Below are 12,874 nucleotides of genomic sequence, written 5' to 3' on the forward strand. Positions count from 1 at the left end.
TCATGCCCGGCCCATGCTCCGGGTGAATGTCGCGGGGTCGTCCTCGAAGCCGCTGATCCCGGGGTGGAAGTCCCAGGTGCCGGATTCCTGACGTACGAACTCCGCGACCTTCGCGGCCGTGGCGCCGAGAACGCCGCCGAAGTCGTCCTCGGTCAGGACCGTGTAGCCCTCACGGATCCGCAGACCCGGGTTGATCACGCCGACGAAGGTGCGGGGCGCGGAACGCTGCTGTATGACGGCGCCGACGACCACGCGCGTGTACCGGGCGTCCAGGCGGTCGAGTTCGAGGGTCATGACCTCGTCCCAGCCGAAGCCCTTGCCGTCCTTGCTGTCCCGGTTGAGATAGATGGTGCCGTCGGGGGAACGGCTGTCGAAGTGCACCACATAGGCGGGATCGCCGTACGGATCGCCCGCCACGTAGGTCGCGGCGACGATGTCCAGGTCGGTGGCCGGCTGCCCCGCCGGACTCGGATCCCACTTGAGCGCGACCTCGACCTTGCGGATCCCCTTGTTGATGCCGCTCACCGGATTTCCCCTTCCCCCTGTGCCCACGTCCCGAACTGCCAGTCAGGTAAGACCGGTTGTCCATCCTGCCACGCGTGTGTGTCACTGGTGCGTCGCCTCTGCCGCCGAGCGTGACCGGCGCCACGCTCTGTGGCCTTACCATGGCGCGGTGCTGGTCAAGTGGATTCGCTGCACCGTGGTGGACCGCCGCGGCTTCGAGCGGGGGCAGCGAAAGTGGGCGGGGCTTCTCGGAGAGCCGGGGTTTCGGGGACAGGGCGGAGGCTGGAGCCGGGGGCGGCAGGGCGTGGCGCACATCTTCTCCTTCTGGGAGAGCCGTTCCTTCTACGACTCCTTCATGGCCCGTTCCCATGACCGGCTCGCGGCGGCCCAGTCAGGCACGTTCAAGGACGTCCAGGTCAAGCTGTTCGACTACCGCTTCGACGTGAAGACGGGCTTCGAGCCGCGCTTCACCGACGCCGACCTGCTGCGGTTCGCCCACTGCCGTGTCCACGAGGAGCGCGCGGAGCACTTCACGCTGATGCAGGAAAAGGTCTGGAACCCGGCAATGGCCGGCTCGCCGGGCATGATCCGTGGTCTGTTCGGGGAGGCTCCAGGGCACGAGTTCCTGGTGCTCTCGATGTGGCGGTCGGCGGCCGAGCACGGCAAGTACCGCACCGAACGTGTGGAACGGCTCGCGCTGCGCGCCCAGACCGACGCCGACGTCGCCGCCCTCACGGGCGACATTCTGGACCTTGAACCGGCCTGGACGGTTTGAGATCCGGACTCACCTACGTGCGCCTCTGCGCGGCCGATGGTGCGGGAAATGTGTGACCTACGCCGTATGGAGCCCGTACGAGTGCTCGATACGCCCTCACCCGATCTAGGGTCTTGGCATGGCACGACCACGGCGAATCGTCCTTGTCCGGCACGGGGAGTCAACGGGCAATGTTGATGACACCGTGTATGAACGCGAGCCCGACCACGCCCTGGCCCTGACGGAGCGGGGCTGGCAGCAGGCGGAGGAGACCGGTAAACGGCTGCGAGAGGTGCTGGGCCGCGAACGCGTCAGTGTGTACGTCTCTCCCTATCGCCGTACCCACGAGACGCTCCGCGCCTTCCACCTGGACCCCGAGCTCATACGGGTGCGCGAGGAACCCCGGCTGCGGGAGCAGGACTGGGGAAACTGGCAGGACCGCGACGACGTACGTCTTCAGAAGGCGTACCGGGACGCCTATGGGCACTTCTTCTACCGGTTCGCACAGGGTGAGTCCGGGGCCGACGTGTACGACCGGGTGGGTGGCTTCCTGGAGAGCCTGTTCCGAAGCTTCGAGGCGCCGGACCATCCGCCGAACGTCCTGATCGTGACGCACGGCCTCGCCATGCGGCTGTTCTGCATGCGCTGGTTCCACTGGACGGTCGCGGAATTCGAGTCACTGTCGAACCCGGGGAACGCGGAGATGCGGATGCTCGTTCTCGGGGACGACGGCAAGTATGGCCTTGACCGGCCCTTCGGGCGCTGGCGAGAGCCGGAACCGTACGGGATCACCGATTAGAGTGGCAGACCGATGACCGCTGACTCCACACCCGAGGGGCGTCTGAGCCGCGCCCTGGCCAGTCTGCGTGGCCTGGCCGTGGGGGACGCGCTGGGCTCGCAGTTCTTCGTACCGGTGAACTACCCCCTGCTGAAGAACCGCGAGCTGCCGCCCGGCCACTGGCAGTGGACGGACGACACCGAGATGGCGTGCTCGGTGGTGGCGGTCCTGGCCGCCCACCACCGCATCGACCAGGACGCCCTGGCTCATTCCTTCGCCGAACACCACGATTTCGACCGGGGCTACGGCCCCGCCGTCAACCGTCTGCTGCGGCTGGTCCGCGAGGGCGGTGACTGGCGCGAGCTCGCCGCGGCTCTCTTCAACGGACAGGGCTCCTGGGGCAACGGCGCCGCGATGCGCATCCCGCCCCTCGGAGCCTTCTACGCGGACGACCCGGAGCAGGCGACCCACCAGGCCGAGATCTCGGCGTATCCCACACATCAGCACCGGGAGGCCGTCGTCGGCGCCATGGCCGTCGCCGCGGCCGCCGCGCTGGCCGCCGCCCCCGGTGGTCCGCCCAGCCCTGGTGCGTTCCTCGACGGTGTCATCGCTCTCGTCCCGAAGAGTGCCGTCGGCGCGGGGCTGCGGCGGGCACGCGACATGCTCGACTACGGAGACGCCTCCACCGTCGCGGCCGTGCTGGGCTGCGGGCGCCGGACGACGGCCCACGACACCGTGCCGTTCGCGCTCTGGTCCGCCGCCCGGTCCCTGGGCGACTACGAGGAGGCGTTCTGGACAACCGCCCAAGTAGGCGGTGACGTGGACACGACCTGCGCCATCGTGGGTGGTGTGATCGCCGGGGGGAAGGCCGGGACGCCGCCCGCCGAGTGGGTGCAACGGACCGAGACGTTGCCGGAGTGGCTGCGGCTGCCGGGCTAGGGGCCCCACACCTGGCCCTCGGCCGCATCGTCGAAAACTCTCCGTACATGACGGGAACTCTGCGTAATCACCCGCCCGTTGTCGTGACAGTTGCCGTGCGACGAATGGACCGGTGCACGCAGAAGACACGTGAGAGGCGCGGGGGTGTGGCCATGGGGTGGTTGGCGGTGTCCGCCCTGATGTGGACGGTGCTTGTCGTGCGGATGGCTGGACTCTCGTCCTCGCCGTCGATCCCCCGGACCAGGCCCGGCCATCCGCTGCCCATCGTGAGCCGGGCTCCCTCAGCCGAGGCCCGGACCCGCCGTGCCGGCGAGCGCCTCCAGGTCACTCTTGCGGACCTTGATCACCAACCAGGCGCTGGCCAGGGCGAGTACGGCCATCGAGGCAGCCGCCACGAAGCCCGACGAGATGCCCTGGGCGAGCACTTCGTGCCCCCACGGGGCGGGCAGTTGGTGCGTCTTGGCGAACTCCGCCTTCTGCTCCGCCGAACCGTCGGCCATGAAGTGCGGCAGCTGCTTCTCGGCCTCGTCCTTGCTGGCCGACCCGAACACGGTCGTCAGGATGGACAGACCGAGCGAACCGCCTACCTGCTGCGTGGCGTTGAGCAGCCCGGAGGCCGCGCCGGCCTCATGCTGGGCGACGCCGGAGACCGCGGTGATCGTCAGCGTCACGAAGTTCAGGCCCATGCCGAAGCCGAAGATCAGCATGGGTCCGAGGACTCCACCGACGTAGGAGCTGTCAGAGCTGATGAGGGCCTGCCAGGCGAGCCCGGTCACCGCGAGCGCCGAACCCGTGAGCATGAACGGCTTGGGGCCGAGCACCGGCAGGAACCGCTGAGACAGGCCTGCCCCCAGTGCGATCACGACCGTCACGGGCAGGAAGGCGAGACCGGCCTGGATCGGGGTGTAGTCCAGCACGTTCTGGACGAAGAGCACGATGTAGAAGAACATGCCGAACATCGCGGCAGCGAGACTCAGCATGATCACGTACGTGCCCGAGCGGTTGCGGTCGGCGAACATCCGCAGGGGGGTGATCGGCTCCTTGGCGCGCGACTCGATGAACGCGAAGGCGAGCAGGAGCACCACGGCGCTGCCGAAGGACCCGATGGTCAGGCTGTCCCGCCAGCCTTCGTCGGCGGCACGGATGAAACCGTAGACGAGCAGGGCCATGCCCCCCGTGGAGGTCAGGGCGCCCGCGATGTCGAAGCGACCGCTGTGGCGCTCGGACTCGCTGATGTACAGCGGGGTGAGTACCGCGATCAGTACGCCGATGGGCACGTTGACGAAGAGCACCCACCGCCAGTCGAGCCACTCGGTGAGCATGCCTCCCGCCAGCAGGCCTATGGCGCCGCCGCCCGCGGAGACGGCGGCGAAGACGCCGAAGGCCCGGTTGCGCTCGGGCCCTTCGGGGAACGTGGTGGTGATCAGCGCCAGCGAGGTGGGCGAGGCGATCGCGCCGCCCACGCCCTGCAGGACGCGGGCGGCCAGCAGCTGCCAGGGCTCCTGGGCGAGTCCGCCGAGCAACGAGGCGAAGGTGAACAGCAGGATGCCGGTCATGAAGACCCGGCGGCGCCCGAGGATGTCACCCGCGCGGCCGCCCAGAAGGAGCAGGCCACCGAAGGTGAGCGTGTAGGCGCTGACGACCCATGTGAGGTCGGTGGTGCTGAACTTGAGAGCGTCTTGAATGTGCGGCAGCGCGATGTTCACAATCGTCGCGTCGAGTACCACCATGAGTTGGCAGGCCGCGATGACTGCGAGCGCGATGCCGGGTCGCCCTTCCCGGCGGGCCACACCTGGTTTCTGATCCTTGATCAACTGAGAGGTCGTCACTATGGGTCCCCCACAAGCGCGTTAGTGAACGGTGGCGTTCACTGTTGCGTCAACGGTAGTGAGTCCCTCGTAGTGAACGCAAGCGTTCACTTAAGTTTGTTGGCGCGTGGCGTGTCCCCCTGTGTCGCCGCGCGGTGTCCAGTCCCTCCCCGAAATCACCGCTTCCCTGTTCGCTGGAGTCACTCAGATGGTTACCTCGCGCTGGACGGCCGCCCCCGCTCAGGCGGCCTCCCTCCGTCGGCGCGGCGCCGTGCTGGAGCGTGCGATCCTCGACGCCGCGCTGGAGCAGCTCAGCACGGTCGGCTGGAACGGCCTCACGATGGAAGGTGTCGCCGCCGGAGCTCAGACCGGCAAGGCCGCGGTATATCGCCGCTGGCCCTCCAAGGAGGACCTGGTCGCAGACGCCCTTCGGGCCGGACTGCCGCGTTTCGAGGAGGCGCCCGACCTCGGTGGTGTGCGCGAGGACTTGCTCGAACTGTGCCGCCAGGCCCGCGAAGCGATGTTCTCGCGTCCCGGCTTCGCGCTGCGCTCGGTCATTCACGAATGCGACCAGGCTCAGGCTGAACGCTTCCATGCCGTGATCTTCAACGGGGTCGTGGAGCCGAGCGTCAGGCTGCTTCGCGAGATCATCACCCGAGGAATAGAGCGGGGTGAGGTGCGTCCTGACGCGGCGAACGACTATGTCTTCGATGCCATCCCCGCCATGATGATGTATCGCTCCAAGATGCGCGGTAGCGAATGGAACGACCGGGATGTCGAAGAGATGATCGACCAATTCCTGCTGCCGCTGCTGCGGTCGACCAGTCGGTGAGCGCCGATCGTGGACGCCCGGACGCCGTCCGGGGAAACCGGGTGTCGCAAGGTGATCCGGGCGGCGTAGGCTAAGGGCGCCATGCCGTACGAACCACCTACTCACACCGTCGAGCGCTCCCTTCGCGCCACGACCGGAGCGAAGATCATTGCCGGTGTCGACGAGGTGGGGCGAGGTGCCTGGGCCGGCCCCGTCACCGTCTGCGCGGCCGTCACCGGACTGCGTCGACCGCCCCAAGGCCTCACCGACTCCAAGCTGCTCAGCGTGAAACGCCGTACCGAACTCGCAGAGGTACTGCGGACATGGGTGACGTCGTACGCCCTGGGACACGCGAGTCATGAAGAGATCGACGACCTGGGGATGACGGCCGCCCTGCGGATCGCCGCCGTGCGCGCCCTGGAGGCACTCCCGGTCCGGCCGGACGCGGTGATCCTCGACGGGAAGCACAACTATCTCGGAGCGCCCTGGAATGTCCGGACCGTGATCAAGGGCGACCAATCCTGTGTGGCGGTCGCGGCGGCCTCGGTGATCGCCAAGGTTCAGCGCGACAAAATGATGGCCGAACTGGGTATCGACCATGCAGACTTCGGTTTCGCGGCCAACGCCGGGTATCCGTCGCCCGTGCACAAGGCCGCGCTGGAGGTTCGGGGCCCCACCCCGTACCACCGGTTGTCGTGGGCGTATCTTGATGCGCTGCCTCAGTGGCGGCACCTCAAGAAGGCCCGCAGCTGGGCGGATGGAAGCGTTCCGGAGATCGAGGGCCAGCTCGGCTTCGACTTCTGACGATTCCGCTCGCACTGATGTGCCCCCGCTGACGCGAGCCGCACCAACGTTTGATAAACATCAGCCCATGCCTCTCATTCCCGAGGAGCCTCAGATTCACGAGAGTGCCCAGGGTCCCCGCGCCACTCCGGCCAGCGGCCGCACCGCGCCGACCCCTCGTCCCGTACCCGGTCCACGCCCCGCGGCTCCGCCGCGCCCCGGTCGCCCCGGCCCGCTGCGGCCCGCGCCGCCGGTGCAGCGGATGCCGCACGACGTCGCCGTGGTCAAGCCCGGAGTGCCGGGCCCCGCTGCCCCTGCCACTGCCGCTGCGACTCCAGCCCCGGCTTCAGCTTCGGCCGCCCCGCAGATCCAGCTCATCCCGGCCTCGGCCGCCGGTGCGCTCGACGCTGCCGAGGAAGCCGTGGACCTCCTGCTGGAGTCGGGCCGCGCCCCCGGTGAAGTGCTGGTGATCACCACTGGCGAACACCATCCGTGGGCCGCCCATGAGCTGTCCTTCGGTGAAGCCGCCTACTGGGCGCAGCACGACGCCGGTGACGACGTGTTCTACGCGGACGCCACGGCGGTCTCGCGTGCCGCGTCCCGTCCGGTGGTCGTGGTCGCCGTCAACGGCGGTTCCGCCGACGCTGCCGCCGAGGCCCTGCCTCTGGCCCACGCCCGGGCCGGCGCCCTGCTGATCGTCTGCGGCGACCCGCAGCAGATCAACTCGGTACTGGGTGCCGGCGTCTGATCCGGTTCCGGTACGTCCGGTGGGACGCCGGGGGTGATGAAAGGTGCCGCCTGCGCGGCACCTGCACAGTGAGTCCTTCGGCATGCACGCGGCCGAGCGGAAGTCGTTTCGCGAACCGGGCCATGCCGGTGCCAGGAACGCGTCCGCCCGGTGCGCCACGACGTCGTGGGCCGTACGTCCTGGACGTACGGCCGTAGAGCGGTGACCGGGCCAGTCTCGGCGCTCAGTCCTCAGCGAGCCGCCACGCGGCGCAGGACCTCCGAGGCGGCGCCGCCGGTGCGTGGCAGCAGGGGCGGCGACTCGGACGTGGCGAACGGCTCCGGCGCGGAGTCCGCGTTCGGCCGGCGTCCGCCGCGTCCCTCGCCGAGCACCTGCCAGCCGTCGCCCGTCAGCGTGATGTACGCCCCGCAGCGCAGCCCGTGCAAAGTGCAGGCGTCACGCAGGCCCCACATCCACGCGCCGTCCTCCTCCGTCCAACGCGCGTCGCCCTCACGGCAGTAGAGCAGCACAGCGGTGCGCACGGGCGTGCGGCGCCGCAGGTCGTGCGGGATCACCCGGCGCAGTTGGGCAAGCAGCGTGTTCCGGAACATCCAGCCGTCGGCCGGTGCCGGACGGCGCGTGAACGAGGCGCTCGCCCGCAGCCGTTCGTCCGGGTCGAGGACCGCCACGATCGCGGTCGCCGGTTGGGGACGGTGCCGGGAGTGCAGCCCGCTGACGACCTCGCGCGGATTGCGCAGCAGGGGGATGCCGGCCTCGGCCCACTCGGCGGGTTCGAGCAGACGGGCCATAGGGTTGGCGGATGCGGCGGACAAGTCGGCTGACGACGTGGACGCCGCGGAGGACGGAGCGAATCCGAAGGTCACGGTCCTCCCTTCGGCTACGCGCCCATACGGCGGGCGGGGTCGGATTCGGGGGAGCGCGCACCGCAGCAGTGCCCTACCGGTCAACGGAGGAGCCGTGCGGGGAGCGGACCTCAATTCTTCCTGTCGAACTTGGTTGCGGCAACGAGCAATTGGGTCCGCCGACCCGAATCTGACGGTTGGTGGCTTATATCCCTACCCAGTGTTTTACCGGCGATGCCAGGGACCACCGAGCCCGGCCGCTCGAGGCCCGCACCGGTATGCGCGCGCGGCGCTGTCGCCTCCGGTGTCTGCTCAGCCGCGGACGGCCAGTACCAGAGGCAACACCCCCTGGGCACCCGACCGCAACAGCAGCCGGGCGGCGACCGCGAGGGTCCAGCCGGTCTCGATCATGTCGTCGACGAGCAGGACGGGGCCTCCGGCTGTCTGCAGCGCCTCTCGCAGGGGCGGAGGCACGGTGAGCGCTCCGTGCAGGACCCGCAGGCGCTGGGCGCTGTTCGAACGGGGCAGCACGAGGTCGTCGGAGTGGTCCGTGTATGCGAGGGATCCCAGGAACGGGATACGGCCGACGGCGGAGATACGGCTCCCGAGGGATGTGACCAACTGGGGCCGGCTGCGCGAGGGAACGGTGACCACTCCGACAGGGCGGGCCGGTGCGTCCGGGGCGCCGGACGCCCAACCGTCGGGCGACTTGGCCCAGTCGGCCAGCACGGTCACGACGGCGTTCGCCACGTCGTCGGGAGCGGGAGCGTCCGGAGTCCGGGGTGCGAGCAGCGGGCGGAGACGGTTGCCCCAGCCGATGTCCGACATCCGCCCGAGCGCCCGGCCCGGCAAGGCCTGTTCGCCGGGCGGAATACGGCCCTTGAGGTCGACGCCGATGGCAGGGAGGCCTGTGGGCCACATTCGGCGGGGCTCCACCACGACGCCGGCGCGGGCGAGCGAGCCGCCCGCGGTGTCCAGGGCGGCCGAGGAGATGTCGGCGGTGAAGCGGGGCCCGGCGCAGTTGTCGCAGCGGCCGCAGGAGGCCGCCTGCTCGTCGTCCAGCTGCCGCCTCAGGAACTCCATACGGCAGCCCGTGGTGGTGGCGTAGTCGCGCATGGCCTGCTGCTCGGTGGCGCGCTGCTTGGCGACCCAGGCGTAGCGCTCGGTGTCGTACGACCAGGGCGCTCCGGTGGCGATCCAGCCGCCCTTGACCCGGTGGACCGCACCGTCCACGTCCAGCACCTTGAGCATGATCTCCAAGCGGGTGCGGTTGAGCTCCACCAGGGGTTCGAGCGCGGGCAGTGACAGCGGCCGGTCCGCTCGGGCGAGGGCGTCGAGGGTGCGCCGTACGGATTCTTCGGGTGGGAACGCGACGGAGGCGAAGTAGGACCAGATCGCCTCGTCCTCGCGGCCGGGCAGAAGCAGCACCTCGGCGTGCTCGACGCCGCGTCCGGCGCGACCGACCTGCTGGTAGTACGCGATGGGGGAGGACGGCGAACCGACGTGGACGACGAAGCCGAGGTCGGGTTTGTCGAACCCCATGCCGAGCGCGGAGGTGGCCACCAGTGCCTTGACCTTGTTCGCGAGGAGGGCTTCCTCGGCCTGCTGGCGTTCGGCGTTCTCCGTCTTTCCTGTGTACGAGGCGACGGTGTGCCCGCATTGCCGCAGGAAGGCGGTGATCTCCTCAGCGGCGGCGACCGTCAGCGTGTAGATGATTCCGGAACCAGGCAGGTCGTCCAGGTGATCGGCGAGCCAGGCCAGCCGGTGGGCGGCGTCGGGGAGCTGGAGCACGCCGAGGCTGAGGCTCTCGCGGTCGAGCGGGCCGCGCAGGACCAGTGCGTCCGAGCCGGTGCCGGTGCCCAACTGCTCCGCCACGTCGGCGGTGACCCGGGCATTGGCCGTGGCGGTGGTGGCCAGCACAGGCACCCCGGGAGGCAGATCGGTGAGCATGGTGCGCAGACGGCGGTAGTCGGGGCGGAAGTCATGGCCCCAGTCGGAGATGCAGTGCGCCTCGTCGACGACGAGAAGGCCGGTGGCGGCAGACAGTTCCGGCAGGACGTTGTCGCGGAAGTCCGGGTTGTTGAGCCGCTCGGGGCTCACGAGCAGCACGTCCACCGTGCCCGCGGTGACTTCGGCACGGATGGTCTCCCACTCCTCGGGGTTGGAGGAGTTGATGGTCCGGGCGTGGATGCCGGCTCGGGCGGCTGCCTCGACCTGGTTGCGCATGAGCGCGAGCAGCGGAGAGACGATCACGGTCGGCCCGGCACCGCGCTCGCGCAGCAGGGCCGTCGCCACGAAATACACCGCGGACTTGCCCCACCCCGTGCGCTGCACGACCAGGGCCCGGCGCTTGTCGGCGACCAGCGCCTCGATCGCCCGCCACTGGTCCTCGCGCAGTCGCGCCGATCCGGTGCTGTCCCCGACGAGCCGGACGAGGATCCCGTCGGCAGCCTCGCGCAGCTCCGTCTTGCTCGTGTGCGTCATGCCTCCATACAACAGGACGCCTCCGACATCGGAGCCTCGCGGCGGCCTGGCTGTGGACGAGGAATGGCTTTGTCGTGGCCCTGATCGGACTTATCCACAGGGTCAAACGGAACGTCGTGATCCGCGAGATCGTCTGCGCATGACGAATCACAGCGAAACGACCGGACCCGCTGGAAACGGCAACAACGGCGGACGGAACAGCGGCGGACGCAACAACGACGGCTCGGGGATCAGCGACCGCGTCGGATTCGACGCACACGGCGCCGAACACCAGGTCACCCTGAGGACCCCGGGCGAACTGGCCGACGCCCTGCCCTACCTGCTCGGGTACCGGCCCGAGGACAGCATCGTTCTGGTCGCCCTGCACGACCGGGGCGGCCGCGGCAGGTTCGGTGGGCGAGCCCGGCTCGGCATTCCCGCCAACAAGGACGACTGGGCGGCCGTGGCCCGGCAGTTGGCCCACGGACTGATCACCGGCAGCGAACGGCGGGGTGCCCGCCCCGAGCAGATGGTCGCCTACCTCTGCCAGGAACCTGCGGCCGGTGAGACCGGCAGGCAGATCACGGAGCGTCTCGCCCCGCTCGCCGCCCTGCTGCGCACGGAGTGCGGTCGGCTCGACGTCCCTGTGATCGAGGCGCTGTGCATCTCTGACGGCCGCTACTGGTCCTACTGTTGCCCGAGCGAGGAATGCTGCCCCGTGGAGGGACTTCCGATGGGTCTGCCCGGCACCTCGGTGCTCGCCGCGGCGGCCACCTACGCGGGACTACAGGTGCGCGGCACACTGCGCGAGTTGCGGGCCCGGCTGCAGCCCTGGGAGACCGCGGCCGCGTTGGAACAGGAAGTCGCTCTGGACACCGCAGGCATGGCCCTGGTCCCCAGGATGCTCGACCTGACGGGCCGCGCGGAGGTGGCAGAGGAGACGGTGCGCCTGGCCAGGCGCACCATGGCACGCTTCGCCGAGGCAGCGCCCGTGTCGGGCGCGCTCCAGGCCGATCTGCGAGACGACGAACTGCTGGGGCACGAAGAAGCGGCGGAACTCATCCTCGGCCTGCAGGACCGCACGACCCGGGACCGCGCGGCAGAGTGGATGGAGGCCGAGGAGACCGGACCGGCACTGCGTCTGTGGCGCGCATTGGCCCGCCGGTGCGTCGGACCCTACGGCGAGCACGCGGCGGCGCCGCTCACCCTCGCCGGATGGGTCGCGTGGGCCGCGGGTGACGAGATCGAGGCCAGGGAAGCGCTGGCCATGGCCCTGGGTGCGGATCCCAGCTACCTCTTCGCCCGGCTCCTGCACCAAGCCTGCAACGAGGGACTGGACCCGGAATCCATTCGCCGCTGCCTGCGCGCGGAACGCGAGGGGCGTGAGGCACGCGCGCGGGCGGAGATCGCTCCGTCCGACGATGTGGACGATGTGGACACGGCCGACGACCTGGTGCGGCCGAACACGCCCGTGCCTGGGCAGGTGGCAACCCCGCCCGGCTCCGACGGGTTCATGGGTGACAAGCCTGTGCCCGGCAAGCGCAATGCCACCTCGTCGGCGGGCCCGTCCCATGCCGAAGACGCGCTGCCGCCGTGCCCGTCCGGTTCCGACCGCTCTCTGCCGGCGCCAGCATCCGCCACGGCCTCCCGCCGACGTAAGCGGGTGCGTCCCGGCACTCGCCCCGACGCCCGTCCGCATGCCCCGGAAGCGGAGGGGCGACAGCCCTGCGCGGAGGAATCCCGGCCGCGCTCTCGACCGGCCCGCGGTACGCGTCCCGGTGCCGTCCGCCGCACCACGGGCAAGGACGACATGCGCCGTCCCGAGGGCACACGGCCCGGAGGTACCACCGAGGAGGAGGGATGAGCGACCGCTGGAAGTGTGTCGCACGCGGGTGGTCCCGCCTGTGCCGCCGGGTGGCGGCTCCGGGTCGCCGCCATTCGATCGGCTTCCGTGCTCGTGGGCGTGACCCCGAACAGGCCCGTCCCGTTCACCTGAGTGGCGGAACGCCCGATCCGGCCGTATCGCCGCAGCACACATGTCCTGCAGGAGCCACGCACCGGGCGCCGAAATCGCCCGAGCCGCGCAGAGTGCAGAGGAAGCGCCCCTTGCATCAGCCGACTCCGCCCTCCACCGACGACGGCCGTTCCGCCCTCGTCCCGCCGACGCCGGTAGGGAAAGCAAGCGCCGGTCCGCCGCCGCGGGCCGCGGCCACCGATATGTCTGAGCCGAGGTTCCCGAGCGGCACCCAGCGCACCTCGGTGGCCGTTGAGCAGCGCTGGAACTCGACTCCGGACCAGGACCAGGAGGACACCGGTTCCTCGCTGTCACGGGACCGGGAGCGGTCTCCGTCGGTGGCGCCTGCGCGGCGCTCGTCGACGCCTGCGGGGCAGGACTGGGCTCCGCCTCCGACCCCGAGCCGTCCCTCTCGCCCGCCCTCACCCGC

The 12,874-nt window shown here is 70.0% G+C and carries 11 protein-coding genes; 7 read left to right on the forward strand and 4 right to left on the reverse strand.

Translation table 11 applies throughout. The annotated features are described in order from the left end of the window. Entirely contained in the window at window positions 1–525 is a 525-nt protein-coding gene (locus RNB18_RS18855) for a TerD family protein (RefSeq protein WP_311715250.1), read from the reverse strand. Between the two features lie 148 nt (window positions 526–673). Here RNB18_RS18855 and RNB18_RS18860 point away from each other — a divergent pair, with 148 nt between their 5' ends. The 3 genes from RNB18_RS18860 to RNB18_RS18870 all read left to right on the forward strand — a co-directional run bounded on the left by RNB18_RS18860 (window position 674) and on the right by RNB18_RS18870 (window position 2,975). Continuing rightward, on the forward strand, window positions 674–1,279 hold the full coding sequence (locus tag RNB18_RS18860; RefSeq protein WP_059207239.1) for a YdbC family protein: 606 nt from the start codon (window positions 674–676) through the stop codon (window positions 1,277–1,279). Between the two features lie 118 nt (window positions 1,280–1,397). Then, window positions 1,398–2,057, forward strand: coding sequence for a histidine phosphatase family protein (locus RNB18_RS18865; RefSeq protein ID WP_311715251.1), 660 nt, complete (start codon window positions 1,398–1,400; stop codon window positions 2,055–2,057). 12 nt (window positions 2,058–2,069) lie between these two features. Further along, on the forward strand, window positions 2,070–2,975 hold the full coding sequence (locus tag RNB18_RS18870; RefSeq protein WP_311715252.1) for an ADP-ribosylglycohydrolase family protein: 906 nt from the start codon (window positions 2,070–2,072) through the stop codon (window positions 2,973–2,975). 281 nt (window positions 2,976–3,256) lie between these two features. On the opposite strand, the gene RNB18_RS18875 is transcribed toward RNB18_RS18870, so the two are convergent. Further along, window positions 3,257–4,804, reverse strand: coding sequence for an MFS transporter (locus RNB18_RS18875; protein ID WP_311715253.1), 1,548 nt, complete (start codon window positions 4,802–4,804; stop codon window positions 3,257–3,259). 187 nt (window positions 4,805–4,991) lie between these two features. Here RNB18_RS18875 and RNB18_RS18880 point away from each other — a divergent pair, with 187 nt between their 5' ends. From RNB18_RS18880 to RNB18_RS18890, 3 genes are all read left to right on the forward strand, one after another. Continuing rightward, complete coding sequence (locus RNB18_RS18880) at window positions 4,992–5,615, forward strand: TetR/AcrR family transcriptional regulator (RefSeq protein WP_311715254.1); 624 nt, start codon at window positions 4,992–4,994, stop codon at window positions 5,613–5,615. Between the two features lie 81 nt (window positions 5,616–5,696). Then, a complete protein-coding gene (locus RNB18_RS18885) occupies window positions 5,697–6,398 on the forward strand; it encodes a ribonuclease HII (protein ID WP_311715255.1) in 702 nt (233 codons plus the stop codon). Between the two features lie 67 nt (window positions 6,399–6,465). Continuing rightward, window positions 6,466–7,125, forward strand: a complete 660-nt coding sequence (locus RNB18_RS18890; protein WP_311715256.1) for a hypothetical protein — start codon at window positions 6,466–6,468, stop codon at window positions 7,123–7,125. Window positions 7,126–7,355: 230 nt separating this feature from the next. Here RNB18_RS18890 and RNB18_RS18895 read toward each other — a convergent pair whose 3' ends face one another. Beyond that, a complete protein-coding gene (locus RNB18_RS18895) occupies window positions 7,356–7,988 on the reverse strand; it encodes a hypothetical protein (protein ID WP_311715257.1) in 633 nt (210 codons plus the stop codon). A gap of 291 nt (window positions 7,989–8,279) precedes the next feature. After that, window positions 8,280–10,451, reverse strand: coding sequence for a RecQ family ATP-dependent DNA helicase (locus tag RNB18_RS18900; protein WP_311715258.1), 2,172 nt, complete (start codon window positions 10,449–10,451; stop codon window positions 8,280–8,282). A 139-nt stretch (window positions 10,452–10,590) separates the two neighbouring features. Here RNB18_RS18900 and RNB18_RS18905 point away from each other — a divergent pair, with 139 nt between their 5' ends. Continuing rightward, window positions 10,591–12,294: a DUF4192 domain-containing protein gene (locus RNB18_RS18905; protein WP_311715259.1), complete on the forward strand. Its 1,704-nt coding sequence runs from the start codon at window positions 10,591–10,593 to the stop codon at window positions 12,292–12,294. Window positions 12,295–12,874: the final 580 nt, after the last annotated feature.

Origin of the sequence: Streptomyces doebereineriae (genome assembly GCF_031845645.1) — a bacterium.
GTDB lineage: Bacteria > Actinomycetota > Actinomycetes > Streptomycetales > Streptomycetaceae > Streptomyces > Streptomyces canus.